A 21,243-nucleotide genomic window follows, 5' to 3' on the forward strand; every position below is an offset into this window, starting at 1 on the left:
ATCAGCGTACCGGCGGCAGGGCAAAACAAAAGTTCAAAGATCGGGAGCCAAACGTGTGATCGCCTCAGCGATGCGACAAGAATTCGAATCGGAACAATGCACGAATACCACCTTTTGCGCCGATGGCCTTCGGCGCGACGTGCAGGCTACGTTCGGTCAGTGCAGCGCCGATGCCACCACGGGCGCCTGTGGCGGTTGGCACTGTGAGTCGCTGCCCGGTTGCAGATACGGCGTGAGAATCGGCGCCATGCCTTTGAGTACCTGCGTGGGCAGAGCCGAGGTGAACTTGAAGTTCTCCGCCGAGCGCCCCGGGACGAACGCGGTGAGGGTGCCGAAATGGTGGTCGCCGATGTAGAACACAAAGGTCGCCGTGCGGTTGATCGACTTCGAACTGATGATCCGCCCGCCAGACCCGATCGCCGCAATGCGGTTGTCGCCGGTGCCGGTCTTGCCGCCCATGGCCAGCGGTGTGCCGTCGGGCAGTTTGAAACTGCCGGACAGCCGTTTGGCGGTACCGGCGTCGACCACTTGCGACAGCGCCTCGCGCATGGCTCGGGCCACTTCCACCGGCATCACGCGTTTGCCCACGTGCGGGTCGTTGATCAGCCTGGTTTCATACGGCGTATCGGCAGCAAAGTGCAGGCTGTCGATGCGCAGCGTCGGCATGCGCACGCCGTCATTGAGGATGGTGCCGATCAGCTCGGCGAGCGCGGCGGGACGGTCGCCGGAACTGCCGATGGCCGTGGCCAGTGACGGCACCAGGTGATCGAACGGGTAGCCGACTTTCTGCCAGCGCTGATGAATGTCGAGGAACGCTTCGATCTCGAGCATGGTGCGAATACGACTGTCTCGCGCACCCTTGTGCCGGCTCTTGAACAGCCAACTGTAGACTTCCTGGCGTTCGAAATGGCTGGCCTTGACGATCTCGCTGAAGGTCGCTTCCGGGTGATGCAGCAGGTAACCCATCATCCACAGGTCCAGCGGATGCACCTTGGCGATGAAGCCTTGGTCAGGCAAATCGTAACTGCCGGGGCCATAGGAATCGTAGAGGCGGATCAGACGGTCGTCGGTGAGTTTTTCGTTGAGCTTGGTGCCCTTGAGGTGCGAGCGCACGAAACGGTTGAAGTCTTCCTGACTGGCCTCCGGCAGCAGATAGCGATGCACCGCCGCCATGCGGATCGGCGTCGGGCGGATGCTGTCGAGGAAGGTTTCCAGGCGCGCCTGGGTGTCCTTGTTCTTGTACTTCTTCCAGAACTTGAGCAGGAACGAGGTGCCTTCGCGGTCGGCGAAACTGGCCAGGTATTCCTGACGGCGCGGATCGCGATCATCCTTGAGCAATTCGCCGTTGGGGCCTGAGTAGGTGGTGTAGCGGACGATGTCGCGCATCAGCCGGATGAACGGCAGGTTGATCGACTCGCGCAGCGAATCGCGCAGGGTCGGCAGGCGACCGTTGTCCTCTTTGCGGAAGTTGTTGAATCTGTGCAGGCCGCCGCCGGTGAAAAACGCCTCGCCGGGGCTGGCCGAGTATTTGCGATCGAGCGAGGCGCCGAGCAGCTTCGACAGGTCGTGATCCTTGTTCTGGATCAGGTAGTCGATGACCCAGCGGCTGAGGCGATCCTGATCGGGCACTTCGACTTTTTTCAGTTCTGCCACGCCCATCGCGCCGTATTTGTCGTGCAGCTCGGCGACGATTTGCAGGTACGTGGTCAGCACACGCATTTTCGCCGTCGAGCCGAGTTCAAGCTTGCTGCCTTCGTTGATGTCGAACGGCTGATCAGTGCTGTCGGTCTGCACGCGCACCCGCGAGCCGTCCGGGGTCAGTTCGAACAGGGTGAAGCTGTAGCGTACTTGCGTGGTGCTGGTCGGCGTCAGCAAGCGTTCGCCGAGCAGACCGATTTCTGCTGCGTAGGCCGGGTCGGCAAGTTTTTTCAGATAAGCCGTGGCCTGCGTTTGCAGATCGCCCTGCAGGGTGCTGGTGGCCGACAGGTCGAGGCGATCGAGGTCGTACAGCGGGCGATTGAGCATGCTCGCCAAGCGGCTGCGGGCAACACTGATGCCCTTGTTGGTTTCAATCGGCTGCATCGTTGGCTGGGTCTGCCAGTCGCGATACGACACGGTGCTCGCCAGCGCAGCGTCAGCGAGGGCGCTGTCGATCACGCCGTTCTGCTTGAGCAGGCGCAGGTGGCTGTCGGTGAGGCTGGCCAATTCGTCGCGACCCTTGGTCAGGTAATGCGAAGGGCGGCGCTGGGCGATCATCAGCGAGAGCATTTCACGCAAGGCCAGGCCTTTGGCGGCCATGGTCTGCGGGTCGGTCTTCGGGCTGTTCAGTTGCTCGTTGGCCTTGTTGAAATCACTGCCGTACCAGACCCGCAAACCTTCGGCCATGCCGTGCACTTCACCGTGGCCGGGCACCGCCGAGAGCGGCACGCTGTTGAGGTAGTCGCGCACGATGTTCTGCCGCGAACCGAGAGTCTGCGGGCCATCCTGATAGGCGCGCACGCTGGCGGAAATCATCTGGCGGATCTTCTCCGCGCCCGACACGGTCAGGCCATCGGGTGAGTGGCGATACTTCTCCAGTTGCGTTGCCAGGGTGCTGCCGCCGGCCGATTGCCCGGGCAGGTGCAGCAACTTCGCCACTTGCGACCACGCGGCCATGCCGAAGCGCGGCCAGTCCACCGCCGGGTTGGCCAGCGGCTGTTTCGGGTCGAGGAGAAAGCGGTTTTCGATGAACAGCAGGCTGCTGACCACCACCGGCGGAATCGCCGCGAAGTCGGCATACAGTTGCTGCGGATAGTTGTATCGATACAGCGGCGCGCCTCGGCAGTCGGTGATCGACAACCCGGCCTGGATCTTTTCCGAGTACGGCACGAACAGGCCTTTGTCGGTGTAACCGAGCAGGGCGGGGGAGAAGCGCGTTTGCTCGGTGATCACGTAATTGCGCTTGAGCAGGCGTGGCAGGAATTCGTCCAGAGAGCTGTAACCCAGGCGCAGATCGAAAGGGCCGTTGCCCGGATAACGAATCGCTTCGCTGGGACCGGGTTCCAGTTTGTAGGTCAGCGAAGCGGCGTACTGGCTCAGCTCCCGCGCCTGAAAGCGCGAAGTGCGCATTTCCTTGGACGCGGCGAGTCCCACCACCACCGCAATGATCAAAAACAGCAACCAGAAAGCCTTCCACCCGTGCCGCTGACGACGGGGTTTTTCAGGGACAGGCGCTTCATTCACACGTTCAGTCTGAACCACGGTTTTACTCGAATCGGTTTGCCACAAAGCGCCCATAGTCGACTGATCCATTCACGCAGATTGATCGGACTTGTCTGAAGCTTAGACGGTGGTTGGAGCCGGTGAAGAAAATGTGCAGAGCGGAGGAGACGGCTTGTCTGAATAACTGGAACACACACTGTGGCGAGGGGATTTATCCCCGCTGGGCTGCAAAGCAGCCCCAAAACCTGCCATCACGGTTTCTACAGGCACACCGCATGTGAGCCAGTTGCGCCTGCTACGCAGCCGAGCGGGGATAAATCCCCTCGCCACAAGGATGCTGTTCACATCCCAGGATGTTGTCTGTGTTGAGGAAAGGATTTAGGTGGCTAGCCGATTTATCAGTCATGCGGAAATTCCCTGTGGCGAGGGGATTTATCCCCGCTGGGCTGCAAAGCAGCCCCAAAACCTGCCAGCACGGTTTACGCAGGCGCACCGCATGTCAGCAAGTTGCGACTGCTGCGCAGCCGAACGGGGATAAATCCCCTCGCCACAAGGATGCTGTTCACATCCTCATGATGTGTCTGTGTGGGCATGGATTCAGTTGGCTAGCCGATTTATCAGTCATGCGGGGACTCCCTGTGGCGAGGGGATTCATCCCCGCTGGGCTGCAAAGCAGCCCCAAAACCTGCCACCACAGTTTCTACAGGCCCACCGCATGTGAGCAAATTGCGCCTGCTACGCAGCCGAGCGGGGATAAATCCCCTCGCCACAAGGATGCTGTTCACATCCCCATGATGTGTCTGTGCGAGCGATGGACTCCCTGTGGCTAGCAGATTTGTCAGTCTTGCAGGGACTCCCTGTGGCGAGGGGATTCATCCCCGTTGGGCTGCAAAGCAGCCCCAAAACCTGCCACCACGGTATCTACAGGCACACCGCATGTGAGCAAGTTGCGCCTGCTACGCAGCCGAGCGGGGATAAATCCCCTCGCCACAAAAAGGCTGTTCACATGCCGGGATGTTGTCAGTGTGAGGGATTCAGGCGGCTAGCCGATTTATCAGTCATGCGGGGACTCCCTGTGGCGAGGGGATTCATCCCCGTTGGGCTGCAAAGCAGCCCCAAAACCTGCCACCACAGTTTCTACAGGCCCACCGCATGTGAGCAAGTTGCGCCTGCTACGCAGCCGAGCGGGGATAAATCCCCTCGCCACAAAAAGGCTGTTCACATGCCGGGATGTTGTCAGTGTGAGGGATTCAGGTGGCTAGCCGATTTATCAGTCATGCGGGGACTCCCTGTGGCGAGGGGATTTATCCCCGCTGGGCCGCGAAGCAGCCCCAAAACCTGCCAGCACGGTTTCTACAGGCACAGCGCATGTGAGCAAGTTGCGCCTGCTACGCAGCCGAGCTGGGATGAATCCCCTCGCCACAAGGATGCTGTTCACATCCTCATGATGTGTCTGTGCGAGTGATGGACTCCCTGTGGCTAGCCGATTTATCAGTCATGCGGGGACTCCCTGTGGCGAGGGGATTTATCCCCGTTGGGCTGCAAAGCAGCCCCAAAACCTGCCAGCACGGTTTCTACAGGCACACCGAGTCTGAGGAAGTTGCGACTGCTGCGCAGCCGAGCGGGGATAAATCCCCTCGCCACAAGGATGCTGTTCACATCCCCATGATGTGTCTGTGCGAGCGATGGACAGATTTATCAGTCTTGCAGGGACTCCCTGTGGCGAGGGGATTTATCCCCGTTGGGCTGCAAAGCAGCCCCAAAACCTGCCAGCACGATTTCTACAGGCACACCGCATGTGAGCAAGTTGCGCCTGCTACGCAGCCGAGCGGGGATAAATCCCCTCGCCACAATAGATGCACTTATTCCAGAGAGCTGTTGCGCTCAGAGCCAGCAGGTATCCCAAAGCGGGTAATCACCGAGGTTATCGACCAGCCCGGCTCGCAAGGGATTATTGATGATATAGCGGGCGATGGGCTCCAGGTCCTCGCCGTCACGGATCGCTCGGTCATGGTAGCCGGTTTGCCACAGCGGTCCGTGACGTCCGGTGTTTCTGTTAACCGCATGCGTACAGCGAGCCTTTACACCGCCAATGACTTCACCAAGTGAGCCGCGTTGCAATTGCATCAGCCAATGAAAGTGGTCAGGCATGACAACCCAGGCGATGGACTGCGCGACTCCTTGCTCATGAGCCCGGCGCAGTTCTGCAACCAGTAATCGGCCTGTCCGCCAATCTGCAAATACAGGCTGGCGTTCGTGGATGACAGAGGTGATGAAGTAGGCACGACCGTTTTCCGAGAAACGACCTTGGCGCAGACGGTGGGAATTGGGACGGACTGGCATGTGAGCTTCCTTGCATGTGCTCCTGGCTTTTTCAAAGGTTAGTGGTTGGCCGCTCCGGTCGGCGCTGCAACTGTTGAGCGAAATTTCTGAATCCGCCGGGCGATTTATCCGTGATCAAGCGCGAGGGGAGACATCGCGCAGTGAATCAAATGCACCGGGGCTGGAACATGACGCTGCACCATGTCTGTGCAATACTTCGCGGCTTTTTCAGTGGCGACTTTTCCTACGTAATGCAGGTAATGCCTCTCCGCAGAACCCACTATTGCCGAGAGTTGTCGCTGAATGTTGTGACTTTTAGAGTGAAAAATCCTGCCCTGAGCTTTTTATACTGCACGCCCCGCTGATCTTCAGGCCAGCCCTGCAAGACACGTCTGCCCACGAAGCCGACGCGGTTTCCTGCCCAGCCAAGGCCTATCGGCCGACGCTTCGAAACCCGGTGGTCATATCCAATAACAAGACGAGGTTGTACCCCTATGCCAGTTGGCAATCCTCTGCCGCACGGCGACACCGCTTCGGGCGGTCCGCTCAAACGTGAACTCGGCGAACGGCATATCCGCCTGATGGCGCTCGGTGCCTGTATCGGCGTCGGTCTGTTTCTCGGTTCGGCCAAAGCCATCCAGATGGCCGGTCCGGCGATCATGCTCTCTTACATCCTTGGCGGTCTGGCGATCCTGGTGATCATGCGCGCCCTCGGTGAAATGGCCGTGCATAACCCGGTCGCCGGTTCGTTCAGCCGCTACGCGCAGGATTATCTCGGTCCGCTGGCCGGCTTTCTCACCGGCTGGAACTACTGGTTTCTGTGGCTGGTGACCTGCGTCGCGGAAATCACCGCCGTGGCCGTGTACATGGGCATCTGGTTTCCCGATGTGCCGCGCTGGATCTGGGCCTTGGCAGCGCTGATCAGCATGGGCTCGATCAACCTGATCGCAGTCAAAGCCTTCGGCGAATTCGAATTCTGGTTCGCCCTGATCAAGATCGTCACCATCATCGCCATGGTCATTGGCGGCGTCGGCATCATCGCTTTCGGTTTCGGTAACGATGGCGTGGCGCTGGGCATTTCCAATCTATGGGCGCACGGCGGTTTCATGCCCAACGGCGTGACCGGTGTGCTGATGTCACTGCAAATGGTCATGTTCGCCTACCTCGGTGTCGAGATGATCGGCCTGACTGCCGGTGAGGCGAAGAACCCACAGAAGACCATTCCTGACGCAATCGGCTCGGTGTTCTGGCGGATCCTGCTGTTCTACGTCGGCGCGCTGTTTGTCATCCTGTCGATCTACCCGTGGAATGAAATCGGCACCCAGGGCAGCCCGTTCGTGATGACCTTCGAGCGTCTGGGCATCAAGACCGCCGCCGGCATCATCAATTTCGTGGTGATTACTGCGGCGCTGTCGTCGTGCAACGGCGGCATCTTCAGCACCGGGCGCATGCTCTACAGCCTGGCGCAGAACGGCCAGGCCCCGGCCGGTTTCGCCAAGACCTCGAACAACGGTGTGCCACGCCGGGCACTGCTGCTGTCGATCGCGGTGTTGCTGCTGGGCGTAATGCTCAACTATCTGGTACCGGAAAAAGTCTTCGTCTGGGTCACCTCGATCGCCACCTTCGGTGCGATCTGGACCTGGGTGATGATCCTCCTCGCCCAGCTGAAATTCCGCAAAGGCCTGAGCGCCAGCGAACGTGCCGGGCTTAAGTACAAGATGTGGCTGTACCCGGTCAGTTCCTACTTCGCGCTGGCGTTCCTGGTACTGGTGGTCGGCCTGATGGCGTACTTCCCGGATACCCGCGTGGCGCTGTATGTAGGACCGGCGTTTCTTGTGCTGCTGACGGTGTTGTTTTACGTGTTCAAGTTGCAGCCGACGCAAGTGACGCAAGGTTCGGTGCGTTCGGTTTCTTGAACCTTAAGTGCGTAAACAACGAAGCCCTGATCGAGAGATCGGGGCTTTTGGGTTTTATGGGCAAGGCGATTAACGGTCAACGCCTTAAAATCGCACGGGAAGAGCTATTGACACGTGAGTACGACAAGATGACCGCTGGTCGGATAAAGCCCTCGACCTGTAATTTCTGACAGTAGACCGTCTTCAAGCTCTGGCCTAGTTTGGAGGTCCGTCCTCTGGCAGCGGCTGGCCCTCACCATGAAAGGATTCTCTGCAACCACCGCCATCGGAGTGGCCGATGCGCTCATCCATTGGCAGATATTTTTCGTGCTCTGTCAGGCGGCCGCCCTGAGTCAGGCGGCCAGCAACTTTGCGGCGTTCTGCGTAGCTGCTGCGCTCTCTTTCTATCTGAACATGCTTTATATCTTTGAAAGGGAAACGCCGGTATTTCCCTATCTGATGTTCATCGGCCTGATGGGCGGCGTGAGTTTTGGCGTGGGTGTCATTGGGGATGTCTGGCGCTTGTCGGGGCTTGTGACGGTCGCTTCGTTTTCGCTGGTGAATATTGTTTTAGGGTACTGCGTTTTCCGCTTTGTCCTTTTTCCAGGGCGACGGGCATGAACGTCTCTCCGCCTGACGTACTGCCGATGTCAGCGTCCTGCGCTGCTTCAATGCCCTTCGTAGTTGATCTGGACGGTACCCTCGTCAAATCTGATCTGCTGTTCGAATGCGTGATGTCCTTTGTCCGCAGCAAACCATTGCACTGCCTGAAACTCTTTCCCTGGCTCTGGCACGGCAAGGCGTATCTGAAAGATCGACTGGCAATGACATCGGACGTCGATCTCGCGACTTTGCCCTATGATCCCGACGTACTCCGGATGATCGAGGAACAGCGCAACGCCGGTCGGAAAATTGTTCTCGCCACAGCCAGTCATTACACATTGGCAGTGCGGATCGCCGAGCATCTGCAGGTGTTTGATGACGTTCTGGGTTCAACCCTCGAGCAGAACCTTTCGGGAACGAACAAACGTGATGCGCTGGTGGCGTTATATGGGGAGAAAAGTTTCGATTACATCGGCAATTCGCTGGACGATCTGCCGATCTGGCGGTCGGCCAGGCAAGCTTATATCGTCAATCCGCTAGCGGGCGTCCAACGTGCCGCCCGGCATCTGGATAACGTAGTCCAGGTGGTTCACTCTCGCGTTACGTATTTCAGAAGTTTGTACAAAGCCTTGCGCATTCATCAATGGATGAAGAATGTGCTGATTTTCGTTCCCCTGCTTGCAGCGCATCAAGTGGCCAACCCGCTGCTATTGGGGCGCGGCTTGCTGGCCTTCATGCTTTTCGGCTTGTGTGCATCCAGCGTCTATCTTCTGAACGACTTGCTCGACCTGAACGATGATCGCAGGCACCCGAGCAAACGCAATCGACCCTTCGCCAATGGTTCGTTATCCATCCAGTCCGGTCTGCTGATTTTCCCCCTGCTGTTGTCAGTGTCGTTCATCGGCGCGTGGTTGTGGCTGCCTCACCCATTCATTGCCGTGCTGGCCTGCTATTACGGCCTGACGCTGGTGTATTCGCTGGTGCTCAAGAGGTTGATGGCGCTGGATGTCATCGCTTTGGCGCTGCTTTACACCTTGCGCATCATTGCCGGTGGCGCCGCTTTCGGGCTCGACCTGACGGGGTGGATGCTGGCTTTTTCCATGTTCATGTTTTTGAGCCTCGCGCTGGTCAAGCGCTATGCCGAGCTGTTGCTGGCGCTGCACGGCGGCATCACCGGTAAGGCCGGCGGCCGCGACTACTTTCCTGCGGACCTGGCAATGCTCTCCTCTTTGGGGGCCGCATCCGGTTATCTCGCTGTCCTGGTGCTGGCGCTTTACATCCATGACAGCGCAACTACCGAGTTGTATGCATATCCCCGATGGCTCTGGTTTGCCTGCCCATTGATGCTGTTCTGGATCACTCGTATCTGGCTGCTGACGCATCGCGGCCGCATGAATGAGGATCCGGTGGTTTTCGCACTGCGTGATCGCTTGAGTCTGGTGATGGGAACAGTGTTCTGTCTGATTTTCTGGGTGGCGGCATGATGGCCTCGCTGGCTTCCTGGGGAAACTATCCCTATGCCCCGCAGAGTGGTCGTCCCTGCCACTGGCAAGCGGATATCGGACCGCAGTGGCAGCAGTTGATCGAATCACACGGGACAACTTTGCCGTTTGGCAATGGGCGCAGCTATGGCGATAGCTGCATGGCCGCAAGCGATCATGTGCTGCAATTACGTCCCCTGAACCGCTTCATCGAAGCCGACTGGGAAAAGGGTGAGATCTGCGCTGAGGCCGGCGTGACACTGGGCGAGATTTTACAACTCGCCATTCCCCGTGGCTGGTTTTTGCCCGTCACACCCGGTACGCGGCATGTAACGCTGGGTGGGGCGGTGGCCAATGACGTCCACGGGAAAAATCACCATCGCTGCGGCACGTTTGCCCATTCGCTGGTGTGTTTCGGGCTGCACCGTTCCATGCAATCGCCGATGGTGTGCTCGGCGACGCTAAACCCACAGTGGTTTGCCGCCACCATCGGCGGGCTCGGCCTGACGGGCGTGATTACCTGGGTGCGCATTCGTCTGCGCAAAATCCAGTCCAGCCTGATCGACAGCATACGGGTGCGTTTTGACTGTCTGGATGACTTTTTTGCCCTGTCGGCCGACATGGATGCGCGGCATGAATACAGCGTCGCGTGGATCGATTGCCTGGCCAAGGGCAATGCGCTAGGGCGCGGATGCTACACGGCTGGGGATCATTGCGAGGCGGGGCCCCTTGAGGTCGCTGCACCACGTTCTCTGTCTGTCCCGATCCGCCCTCCGGTATCGCTAATCAATTCGCTCACCTTGAAACTGTTCAACTATCACTACTGGAAACGGCAGCCAACGAACGGACAACATCAAAAGGTTGCCTACAGCTCGTTCTTCTATCCGTTGGACCGTATCGAAAACTGGAATCGCATCTACGGACGCAGAGGTTTCCAGCAATTTCAGTGCGTATTGCCGGCCTCGGTTGCAGCCGTGGCACTGGCCGAATTACTCAAGTCGATTGCGCGTAGCGGCAGTGGCTCCTTCCTCGCGGTGCTCAAGCGTTGTGGCGACATTCCTTCGCCGGGATGGCTTTCCTTTCCTATGCCCGGTACTTCATTGGCGCTGGACTTTCCACACGACATAGATCTGCCGAAAAAACTTCTGCCGCGTCTCGACGCCATCGTGCGGGAAGCAGGCGGTCGTTTGTATCCAGCCAAGGACGCTCACATGAGCGGCAGCGATTTTCGCCAGGCCTATCCCGCCTGGGAGCAGTTGGAAGCGATGCGCGATCCGACCCTGATGTCCCGTTTCTGGCAGCGAGTCACTCGATGAAAAAAATACTGATTGTGGGCGCCACCTCGGCGATTGCCTGCGCTTGCGCACGATTGTGGGCGGCTGATCGCAGCGAATTGTTCCTGGTCGGCAGGGATGCGCAAAAACTCCAGCAAACCAGCGTCGATCTTCAGGCTCGAGGTGCCAGAGCCGTGACCACGTACGTCATGGACGCCAGTGATATCGCCGCACATCCGGTCATGTACGAGAAATGCCTGGCGACGTTGCAGACGGTGGATATCTGTCTGATTGCCTATGGCTCGCTGCCAGATCAGTACGCGTGCGAAAAACACGTTGAACAGGCTATGGAGCAGTTCGCCAATAACGGCAGTTCAATGATCGCGCTGTTGACGCTGTTGGCAAATCGCATGGTTGTCCAGCAGCACGGCACGCTGGCGGTCATTTCCTCGGTTGCCGGGGATCGAGGACGACCTTCCAATTACCTGTACGGCGCGGCAAAGGCGGCCGTTTCCACGTTCTGCGAAGGCTTGCGGGTACGCTTGTTCAAAGCGGGTGTGCATGTGATCACGATAAAGCCTGGGTTAGTCGACACGCCCATGACGCGAGGGGTGGCGCTGCCCTCCGTGCTTGTAGCGCAACCGGATACGGTTGCCCGGCGAATAGTCAGAGGGATCAATCGACAGGTGGCGGTGCTGTATGTGCCCGGCTTTTGGGCGGTGATCATGTGGCTGATTCGGGTGATGCCGCAGCCGCTGTTCAAGAGGCTGAACCTGTGAATCAGACACTGAGGTTATCCGGGTGGCGTTACCGCGTTTTGATTGGCTCGGTGATTTGCTCCGCCCTCGCTTATCTCGCTGTTTCCCTGTGGGGTGGGTGGTCGGCGGTGAGCGCGGCGGTCAGTCGAGTGGGTTGGTGGCAGTGCGGGCAAATCGTCTGCGTGGTTTTGCTTGGATACGGTCTGCGTTTTTTGCGTTGGCAGGGTTATCTGTCTGCCTTGGGTCACCGGTTGCCTTGGCGGCCGAGCTTGAACATCTACCTGGCCGGATTCGCCCTGACGACGACTCCCGGCAAGGCCGGGGAGGCGTTGCGCGGTGTTTTGCTCAAACGTTTGGAGGTGCCTTACGCACAGAGCTTTGCCGCGCTGTTCAGTGAGCGGCTTGCGGACCTGCTGGCGATGGTGGGCCTGGCATTGTTCGGCTTGAGCGCGCATCCGGAATGGTTGTCGATGATCATTGCCAGTTTCGTCCTCTTGGTATGCGGTACATCGATGATGTTTTCGCCAAGCCTTGTCAGCGCGATTGATCGTCGCACTGAGCAACGGCACGACAGATTCTCGCGGTTGCTGGGGCATGCCGTTCAGGTATTGCGTCAGTCGCGCCGCTGTCATTCCCCTCGTCGCTTCATGGGCGCAACGCTATTGAGCCTGCTGGCCTGGGGGCTTGAAGCATTGGCGTTTTACTGGATTTTGCAGGCGATGGGCGCGGACGTGGGCCTAACGTTGGCGATCTTTATTTATGCGGTGGCCATGTTGGCGGGGGCTCTGAGTTTCATGCCGGGCGGTTTGGGCAGTGCCGAAGCAGCGATGCTAGCGCTGCTGGTTTCAGGCGGAGTCGGGTTGGCAGATGCGATCGCGGCGACGGTTTTGTTACGGCTGGTAACGTTGTGGTTGGCGGTCGGGGTGGGAATGCTTGCACTTTTATGGAAGAGGTCGGTAGCCGGTTTTGATCATGGCTGAGTAACTACTGAGGAGATGACAATGGACACTGCGTCGCGAAAGTACAAATTGGCAATGTACCTGTGTCTGATTGGCGCAATTGGATTTGGCCTGTATGTAAGGTTGCGCAACATCGATGCTACTGGCCTGTGGCTGGATGAGGCCTTCAGTGTATCGGTAAGCGATCCGCAAAATGGATTCTTTGACGTGTATCGAACTACATTGAGTGACGTTCATCCTCCCTTTTATCAGATTTTACTGTGGACTTATTATCAGGCTGTCGGGTTTGGCGAACACACAGGGCGGTATCTCTCTGCGGTAATCGGCGTGCTGTTGATTCCCTCTGTATTCCTCCTCGGGCGCAAATTGTTTGATGAACAAGTAGGGCTCATCGTTGCGTGGTTGGCAGCGGTCAATAGTTTCTTGGTTCAGTATTCGCAAGAGACTCGCTCTTATGCGCTTCTGTCGTTGCTTACCGTTTTGTCTTTTGTGATCTTCTTGCGCTGCTTAAGTCGAGGCAGAGGGCAGGATTTTTTTTGCTATTGGCTGACTTCCGCCGCGCTGATAAATACTCATTACTTCGGTTATCTGCCGGTCTTTGCTCAAGTGCTTGTGTTGCTTCACATGATCTTGCGCAGCGAGGTCCACAGCCAAGTTATATACAGGTTCATTTGCGCCGGATTTTTTGCCGCATTAACCGTAATTCCTGGTTTATCGTACGCTGAGAGTAGCTTTTCTCGGGATTTCTGGATTCAACCACCCGAAACTGTTTTTTTCTTCAAGGTTTTCCTGTTGTATTTCGGAGATACGTTTCTGGCCGCTTTGCTCGCTGTAATTTTAATTTCAGGGCTGGCGTCGATGGCTCAAAATCCTGAAAGCGCAATTGCTTGCAGGCTGATTGTGTTCTGGGGGGTAGTAGGAATTGTGGTGCCCTATGTCTGTTCTGTTTACTTACGCCCGGTGACAACTCAACGCAATTTTATTTTTCTTCTGCCCGCCGTATTGCTGGTGGCTGCGTACGCAGTTGGCAATATAAGAGATGTGCCAGTAAAAGTGTCAATGCTGGTGGTATTGATGACATTTTCTGCTACGCCTTTATTCAGGGATATCAGTTATCTGAGGGATCCTGAAAATCCGTACTCACGCGAGACGCACATGAGAGATATCGTCATCTCTGTAATGAATAAGTCAAGCGTGTTGCCAATCTATTCGCTTGATGCGATTCAGTTTGGTGTCTATTTCAAGTTGCTGGGATCTCCGCTGCTTGTTAGTAATTTAGAGAAGCTGAAAACTGATTTGTCGTTGCCCAGTCACCCGAAAGAATTTTATGTTCTGGAGACGAACTATGGTCCTGGTTTTGCTCAGGGAATCAAAAATCTAGAAAGGTACGAAGCAAAAATTATCGATAAGGAAGAAATAGGTCATGTGCGATTATTCAAGATCCGTACATTTGAACCATGATCGGTAGCGGTGGGCATTCCGAATGGAAATGCACACCTTTGAGCAGTTACGCAGCGACGACCTCGCTCGGCTCAAAACTGTCCGACCGCGCCATCTGCCACATCCGCGAATAGAACTCGCCATTCACTTCGCCGGTAAGCAATTCCCCCGGTTTCAGAAATACATGCAACTGCGAGAACAGTTTGATCTCGGTCGCCGACATGCGTCGTACCAGATGCTTGGCCGACAGTTGCGAGGGATGCTCAAGGCCTGCTGCAGCGAGCATTTCCGCCAGTGCTTTGAGCGTGCTGCGATGGAAGTTGTAGACGCGCTGGGCTTTGTCCGGTACCACCAGAGCGCGTTGGCGCAAGGCGTCCTGGGTGGCAACGCCGGTCGGGCATTTGTTGGTGTGGCACGACTGCGACTGGATGCAGCCGATGGCGAACATGAAGCCGCGCGCGGAGTTGGCCCAGTCAGCGCCGATGGCCAACACGCTGGCGATGTCGAAGGCGCTGACGATCTTGCCGCTGGCGCCGAGTTTGATCTTGTCGCGCAGGTTCAGGCCGACCAGCGTGTTGTGCACGAACAGCAGACCTTCGCGCATCGGCACGCCGATGTGGTCGGTGAACTCGACAGGGGCGGCGCCAGTGCCGCCTTCCTTGCCATCGACGACGATGAAATCGGGAAGGATGCCGGTTTCCAGCATGGCCTTGGCAATGCCCATGAACTCCCACGGATGGCCGAGGCAGAATTTGAAGCCCACCGGTTTGCCACCGGACAATTCGCGCAGTTGCTGGATGAACTGCATCATCTCGATCGGCGTTGAAAACGCACTGTGGCGCGACGGCGAGACGCAGTCTTCGCCCATCAGGATGCCGCGTGTTTCCGCAATCTCCCTGGTGACCTTATGCTTGGGCAAGATCCCGCCATGGCCGGGTTTGGCGCCCTGGCTCATAAACTTATACCCTACAAACCTGTAGACCTAAGGAGCCAAGAATGGGCCGTAAGCACATCAAGCATGATGTAGAGCAAGCGCTGAACCTTGAACAGTCCCTCCACCCCCTGGAACTGAGGAATGATGAAGGCATTTACCCTTTCTCCCCCGTATGGCGTTGGACGCCCCAGAACGGAAAGAGAAGAGGGGAGACTGTTTCCCTCACTATCGATAGCCGAAGCGCCTCTGCCAAAGAGCTAATTGAAGAGGGAAACAACGGTCGTCGTTTCTTTTATTCGGAGTATCAATCGCAATACGACTGGGCAGTCGTGGCACTTGGCCAAGGCCTCAAGACAATGTGCATGGAAAACCGTTGTTCGCAAAATGAAGCTTCTTATGCAAGAAATGCCGTGGGCAGTTTTTTTGAGTACTGCAGGCAAAAAAACGTCAGGTTGGATACTTTCAAAGATTTCAGTTTTCAGTTGATGTGCGCCTGGCGTAATGACCTACGATCTGTGGAGATGAATAGCCGATATAAAGCAGCTGTGTTCAGGCGATTCAGTAGAGTCGTTGAACAGGTGATGGGAACAAGTTTATTTCCCGTAAAATTCACGATGCCGGTGTATACGTCGGATGCCCCGGATCCACTGGCACCTTACAGCGATGCTGTGATGTATCAGTTGATCGGTGCATGCGTCAGCGATATTGAAACAATCATGGAGGCTGCGAAAGGTTTTAAGCAGCTAGGTGATACTGCATTCGTGCCGGAGACGGAGTTGTACGCAAGGGGGGCTGACTGGCGGCGTATTGTGCGGGCCTATTTTGAAAGTTGCTCATTTCGAGGCGGGTATGTTCCGGATACTCATCCTGAATCGGATGGTCGTGCCAAGCTTACTTCTATTGCATCAAGGGTTTCGAGTGTCTCGACAGCTGAGGTCGGAAAGTTTACAGACGCGGTAAAGCTGATTTGCACTGAAACTACATCGGATGGTGTAGATGCTCACAAAAGACTTACAGAAAAAGAAGTGGCAACCCGTGGCTCGCTGTTTCCATTCCTGCTGTTTTTCCTCATTTGTTCAGGTAAGAACAAGGAGGTTGTGATGTCATGGCAGCGAATGTATCGCATCGGCAAGACCTCTGTATCACCACTGGATTGGAAAGATCCTCTTGATCCAACCAAGTGCCGTGTACGTGGTTATAAGTCACGAGGGAAAGGTAGGGGCAAGATTGAAGCCGACGATACCTACATCAAAATTTCAGAAGAGGGTATGTATCCCATTTTCAAGTTTTTGATGTGGTACACCGAACCGCTTGTATCTTTGGTAGGGGAGCGGTCGAAGGACAGTCTTTGGTTATATTTCGGGAAGCGAGGTGTAAATGATTGCAGTATTACGGATCGATTCCTGCAGTCCGCGCTGGCCTTTCTTGATAGGCATGAAATCTGGGACGTCCATGTAGGTGCTAACGGTGAAGTATCGAATCGTCGCTTGGCGTCTTTGGACTCACGTCGTTTTCGAAAAGTGTACGCCGCCAAGGAGATGATGAAGGCCATCAATGAGGCACAGAATCATCGGGAGCTCGCGGCGAGCCTGACCCACGCACTCAAGCATAAGCAGTTTGATACAACGCTTGGCAGCTACCTTTTCCTGGGCACCCCGAAAGCCATTACGGACATTGGAATCTTCACGCTCCAAGAAAACTACCTTGAGGAGGCGCGCAAGTTTCGCGGAGTTCGTAAGGAGAACGCCGACGTTGAGGGGCTCCCGGGCTTTTATGCCGCCTGCGCCAATCCAAAGGCTCCGGATTACGAGGGAGCAGCCGCATCGGGGGTAAAGGTTTGCCAGGAGTACGATATGTGCCTTGGGTGTACGCAGAGCAGGGTTTTCGACGCGCATTTGCCCAGGATTGCCAAACGTATCCTTCAATACGAAGCGCAACGAGAAACGATGCCACGCGAAGGTTGGGAGGCTGCATTTGGCCGCAAGTTGGCCAGGGCCCAAGATGTTCTGAATGGGTGGTCGGATAGGGCTGCTGTGAATGATGCGTGGGACGCCGCAAAGAACAATTCGGTTTTCCTACCTGAAATTATCTGTCGTGGTTAAGGGGGAAACTCAATGAGCGTCTACGTAAATCAGCCAACAGCACAGTCGTCGGCTGTCGAGAGCGTTGCCGAAAGCATTACCGACAGTGTTGTCGCAAAACACTGGGAGTTGCTGAGGTATATCGAAAGCCGTTGGGGTGATACAAAAGTAAGCAGTCTGAGCACCTTCATAAATAACGAGTGGGATTTACGAAAGGAGGGGGCGCCGTATCGTTTTAATTTTAATGGGATTGCCGGCAGCGATGCCATGACTCACTTTCCAATGCGAGTTTTGCTGAAATCTTTAACTTTTTCACTTCTCGGGCATACGGCGATCATTCAAAGATCGCCAAGGACTGTCTACAATATTCTCAGTGGGGCTAAACCACTCATTACATGGCTCGCTGATCTCAGTTGTTTGGTCGCAGACACGGAAGGTGGGTATTTCAAGTTGCCAAGGGATATCACTCTCGAAGAATTTTCGGATTTTTTCAAAGGTGTGAATTCTGAAGATATTCACCAGAATAGCAAATGGGACAGGGTGCGATTGCTTTCCGAGTGGTGGAGTCTCTCAGGCGATGAGGGTGTTCTGCCCTCATTTCTAAGATTGGCATGCGACCCTTTCAATGGCAAAAAATTAGTTGATCATGGTGTCAGTAGTGACAATGACAAGCCTGAGCCAAAACTGGAAGAAGAGTCCGGGTGGCAACCGATCCCTCTTGAATATGCATTTCCTTTAGCCAATGCGGCGGCAGACTATATTGAGCGCTATGCAGAGCCCCTGATTCAGTTTCATAAAGTGGTCTATGAGGGAGTCGTTGATAAGCGTAGCAGCAGTGTAGTTAGCCAAGGTGCTTTTACAGAAAGGTGTACGGAGCTTGGACTTACTATTGATCAGGTCGCTGCTGGTCTACCCTTTGAATTAAAGTTCAGCAAGTATGCCTCCCCTTCGGATCGCACAAAGTACACCTATAGGCTTGAACGCAAGGACGCGGAAAAAAGCCTCGCTCATATGAAGAGGGCGGCGGTTACCATTGTCCTGTTCACCACAGGGATGAGAAGCAGCGAGGTGTCTTGGCTGGAGGTAGGGTGCTGTGTGCCTGACTATAGTATCGGGGTGGAGAACTTCTATCGAATGACGGTGACCGTGCGTAAAACCAGCAAAGAATATCAGGCTGGGCAAATCATCACCATTCCGGTTCCTTACATCACTTACCTTGCCGTGCGAGTCCTGGAGAAGCTGGGTTCGCTGAAGCGTCGTGGGAACTACCTGGTGGCTCCCTTGCAGTCGAACGAGAAGAGTGACCATGTTACTGGCCCGGTGAACGTCGGGAGTATTCTCAATTACGTCAAAGGGTTTGCTCAAGAAATTGGCAGCGCGTACATCCCTCATCCGCACCAATTCCGGAAAACCATTGCGGGTTGGTTTGTGCTCAATAGTCCCGTGCTGGGGCCATTGTTGGTCATGCGGTTGTTTTCGCACAAGTCACTGGCGATGACCGAGATGTACCTGAGAAACAACCCTCTGATTCAAGAGGCTCGTCAGGAGATGCTTGCCGAGCAGTCGCTCAACCTGATTCACGGCATCAGCCGGTCTGCCCAGGCGGGCAAGCTTGCAGGTGTATCAGGTGAGCGCATCAAAGCCGGAATGCTTCAGGATCCGTTGTTCGAGGGCATTACCGGGGACAAGTTGGGCACGACCATGGAGGAGTACCTTCGGGAACGCGCCCTGCACGGTTCCATGCATTTTCTACTGACGCCGTTGGCGGTCTGCATGTTCGATCCTGAAGACGAGGAAGAGAAGCCATGCACTCAGTTGATCGCAAAAACCGGCGGTGAGGGCGTTCAGCCGCTCGACGCTGCTGCCGGTGGTTTACCGATCGTCAATAACTGCGTGGGTGTGAAGTGTGATCGGTGCTTGATCACCCAGTGTGAGTCAAAGTCACTCGACCAGTCTCTTGGTTTTTACAGCGAGCTTATCGGCGGCGCTATCGAGGAGGACTACGCGGGCAATCTTCACCTCATGTCCAGTGCTCAGGAGTTTGTTGAGTTGTATTCGCCAGTTTTGGAAAGTGTTCGATGAGTTTGAAGAGAGACCGATTCAAAGAGGCCAAGGCCTGCTTCGAGGAGATGAAACAGGAGTTTGTACAGACAGGCGCGGTGCCCACGATCGCAGCCGTGGCGAAGCGTGCCCAGGTCGACCGCAAGTATTTTTATGGGAACATTAATACGCCAGATTCGGGATTGCGTGACAAGTGGGTTGCTCTGGGGAAAGAGATCAGCGCCTACAAGTTGGTGCAAAAGCAAGCTGTGCTTGTCAGTGATGAGCCAACGGATAGCGATAAACTGAAAAACGCGATCATTGAAAATTACGGTTTGGTGGAGCAAGTCAGACAGCTCGATGAGATGAAGGATCGGCTTCAAACGCTGTGGTCTAAGTCTCAGGAGCAGGTCGATAAACTTGAGTTACATGTCCGTCAACTGGAAGGGCAAATCCATGTTCAAAATGTAAAGGGCCCAGTTGTTGCCTTCAGTGGTCGCCCAACCGTCATCAGCCCGGATGCTTTGCGCACGGGGACTGATGCGCTCGCCATGAAAAAAGCGTGGATCGAGGCGTTGAAACATCTGAAGGCCGCAATCGACACGCCCAACCAGAAGAATGTGTATGTGACCATTGGTGCACCGGGGAGTGGCAAATCTACATGGAGTTCCACGTTCACCTTTAGTCATCGGATCTCGGTGATTTTTGATGCCTGTAATTTGACTCGAAGCGATCGTTATGAGCTGTTTGATATCGTTAGACAGAACCCTAGAATTCATATCGTCGCCGTGGTGTTTTGCCTTGCACTGGAAACGTTGGAGGAGCGCAATAAGAAGAGAGTGTCAGCGGATAAGCTACCCATCCAAAAACTTCGTGCGTGTTATGAAAGTATCGAATATCCCACGCTCTTTGATGAACACGAGATTTTCGATGAAATCATAATGGTTCGAGGGTAGGGGGGATCATGTACATTGAATTCGTAAAGAATACTGACGGTACCCATATTCCTCACGTTCAAGGGAAGCTGTGCGTTCCGCTTGTTCAATTCCTGATTTACCAGCGTGTGACGCCAATGAGTCGAGGTGGACGCCGAGAGCCTACCACCATTAACAATATGGCGATCCATATGAAAATATGGTTCGACTATTGCGCAGACTTGGGCTTGAAATTTGATCAGGTTACTTTCGAACTGCATTTGGAGGTTCTGAAAAAATCGTTGAGAGCCAGCCGCGCACAGCCTCAGTCCATCAATGCCTATTATCGTACATGGCGGGTCTTCTATGAGTGGTGTGATATCCAGGGAATTGGGCATCTCATGCAATTCCCCTCGAAAGTTGAATCAACCAAGAGTCAATCGCGCGGTAATCCTCTGCTCGCCAATCAGCTTACCAGCAATGCAAAAATTCTGACTGACCCCGGGCTAGAGGCAGTGACAACCGTAGATGACTATAAGGAATTCGTACTCAATCACGATGAATTTGCAGCTTTTGCCGAGGCGCTGCGGGTCGTAGATCCGGTTTATGAAAGTATCGGGTACATGATGGTTACCACGGGTTTGCGAATTGGTGGCATTATTCAAATGCCGGTGGGTGCGGATAAAAGGAATCCTAAATGGCTACGATACCCTGAGTTGGCGGCCAGTGGCGCAACGCTTCAAAAGCTCATCTACTTACCGAAAGGCAATAAGCGTCTCCTACAATGCATTGTTCTCACAGAGTCTTTGAAGGTGCTTCATGAGAGCTATATTCAAACAGTGCGTAAAGAACGGGCGCAGGTATACAGAAGTAAAAGCAAATCCGCAGACGTTCCTTTGTGGTTGAATAGAAATGGCAAACAAATATACAAGAATGATATTTGGAATGCCTTCCGAGCAGCCTCACGGACGGTGGGTAGGGAGGTCAAGCCTCACCATCTGCGTCATACCTATGCAACCTACATTATTTATAACTACTTTAAAGCACACGGGTTAAAGCCAAACTTGGCCTACGCTCATGATATTCACGAGCAACTCAGGTCTCAACTGGGGCATCGTGATATCGAAGTCACGAAGATGTATATACGCACTGTGATACGAACGGAGACAGAGGCATGGCTGCCTGTTCTAACGCCCCACGTTAAGCACCGAGTTGAGGGGCGCATGGCAGATCACGTACTGGCGTCAATGGCGAAATTTTTCGAGCCGACTTCGCACTCGGATACGCTTCAGTAGTGAGTGGTTATCCACTGGGCTGCCGGCTAGGATGATGCTGAGACTC

13 protein-coding genes and 1 pseudogene are annotated in these 21,243 nt (G+C 55.3%); 11 read left to right on the plus strand and 3 right to left on the minus strand.

The genetic code is table 11. The features are described 5' to 3' along the window. Window positions 1-156: 156 nt before the first annotated feature. A complete protein-coding gene (locus CKW30_RS20445) occupies window positions 157-3,276 on the minus strand; it encodes a transglycosylase domain-containing protein (protein ID WP_095181731.1) in 3,120 nt (1,039 codons plus the stop codon). 1,809 nt (window positions 3,277-5,085) lie between these two features. Further along, window positions 5,086-5,544 carry a transposase gene (locus CKW30_RS20450; protein ID WP_095181732.1) on the minus strand — a complete coding sequence of 153 codons (459 nt, stop codon included), beginning with the start codon at window positions 5,542-5,544 and terminating at the stop codon, window positions 5,086-5,088. A 473-nt stretch (window positions 5,545-6,017) separates the two neighbouring features. Here CKW30_RS20450 and CKW30_RS20455 point away from each other — a divergent pair, with 473 nt between their 5' ends. The 7 genes from CKW30_RS20455 (at window position 6,018) to CKW30_RS20485 (ending at window position 13,954) form a co-directional block, all read left to right on the plus strand. Beyond that, on the plus strand, window positions 6,018-7,439 hold the full coding sequence (locus CKW30_RS20455) for an amino acid permease (protein WP_095181733.1): 1,422 nt from the start codon (window positions 6,018-6,020) through the stop codon (window positions 7,437-7,439). Between the two features lie 237 nt (window positions 7,440-7,676). Further along, window positions 7,677-8,039: a GtrA family protein gene (locus CKW30_RS20460; protein WP_095181734.1), complete on the plus strand. Its 363-nt coding sequence runs from the start codon at window positions 7,677-7,679 to the stop codon at window positions 8,037-8,039. Continuing rightward, window positions 8,036-9,505 carry a UbiA family prenyltransferase gene (locus CKW30_RS20465; protein WP_256584378.1) on the plus strand — a complete coding sequence of 490 codons (1,470 nt, stop codon included), beginning with the start codon at window positions 8,036-8,038 and terminating at the stop codon, window positions 9,503-9,505. The genes CKW30_RS20460 and CKW30_RS20465 overlap by 4 nt, the downstream gene beginning before the upstream one ends. Then, the gene (locus CKW30_RS20470) at window positions 9,502-10,818 is read left to right on the plus strand and encodes an FAD-binding oxidoreductase (protein WP_095181736.1); all 1,317 of its coding nucleotides are present in this window, start codon (window positions 9,502-9,504) and stop codon (window positions 10,816-10,818) included. Before CKW30_RS20465 ends, CKW30_RS20470 begins: the two co-directional genes overlap by 4 nt. Continuing rightward, entirely contained in the window at window positions 10,815-11,555 is a 741-nt protein-coding gene (locus CKW30_RS20475) for an SDR family oxidoreductase (RefSeq protein WP_095181737.1), read from the plus strand. Before CKW30_RS20470 ends, CKW30_RS20475 begins: the two co-directional genes overlap by 4 nt. After that, entirely contained in the window at window positions 11,552-12,514 is a 963-nt protein-coding gene (locus CKW30_RS20480) for a lysylphosphatidylglycerol synthase transmembrane domain-containing protein (RefSeq protein ID WP_095181738.1), read from the plus strand. The genes CKW30_RS20475 and CKW30_RS20480 overlap by 4 nt, the downstream gene beginning before the upstream one ends. Window positions 12,515-12,535: 21 nt before the next feature. Next, window positions 12,536-13,954 (plus strand): glycosyltransferase family 39 protein, encoded by a 1,419-nt coding sequence (locus CKW30_RS20485; protein ID WP_159894689.1) that lies wholly within the window; start codon window positions 12,536-12,538, stop codon window positions 13,952-13,954. A gap of 46 nt (window positions 13,955-14,000) precedes the next feature. Here CKW30_RS20485 and CKW30_RS20490 read toward each other — a convergent pair. Next, window positions 14,001-14,888, minus strand: a pseudogene (locus CKW30_RS20490) (glutamate synthase-related protein); the annotation flags it as partial. 41 nt (window positions 14,889-14,929) lie between these two features. Here CKW30_RS20490 and CKW30_RS20495 point away from each other — a divergent pair. Genes CKW30_RS20495 through CKW30_RS20510 form a run of 4 tightly spaced genes read left to right on the plus strand, consistent with a single transcriptional unit; the run spans window position 14,930 to window position 21,197 of the window. Further along, window positions 14,930-16,969, plus strand: coding sequence for a hypothetical protein (locus CKW30_RS20495; protein WP_095181740.1), 2,040 nt, complete (start codon window positions 14,930-14,932; stop codon window positions 16,967-16,969). A gap of 12 nt (window positions 16,970-16,981) precedes the next feature. Next, window positions 16,982-19,030, plus strand: coding sequence for a tyrosine-type recombinase/integrase (locus CKW30_RS20500; protein ID WP_095181741.1), 2,049 nt, complete (start codon window positions 16,982-16,984; stop codon window positions 19,028-19,030). Then, a complete protein-coding gene (locus CKW30_RS20505) occupies window positions 19,027-19,944 on the plus strand; it encodes a hypothetical protein (RefSeq protein WP_095181742.1) in 918 nt (305 codons plus the stop codon). The genes CKW30_RS20500 and CKW30_RS20505 overlap by 4 nt, the downstream gene beginning before the upstream one ends. Before the next feature lie 8 nt (window positions 19,945-19,952). Then, the gene (locus CKW30_RS20510; protein ID WP_095181743.1) at window positions 19,953-21,197 is read left to right on the plus strand and encodes a site-specific integrase; all 1,245 of its coding nucleotides are present in this window, start codon (window positions 19,953-19,955) and stop codon (window positions 21,195-21,197) included. Window positions 21,198-21,243: the final 46 nt, after the last annotated feature.

Origin of the sequence: Pseudomonas sp. Irchel 3F6 (genome assembly GCF_900187595.1) — a bacterium.
GTDB lineage: Bacteria > Pseudomonadota > Gammaproteobacteria > Pseudomonadales > Pseudomonadaceae > Aquipseudomonas > Aquipseudomonas siliginis.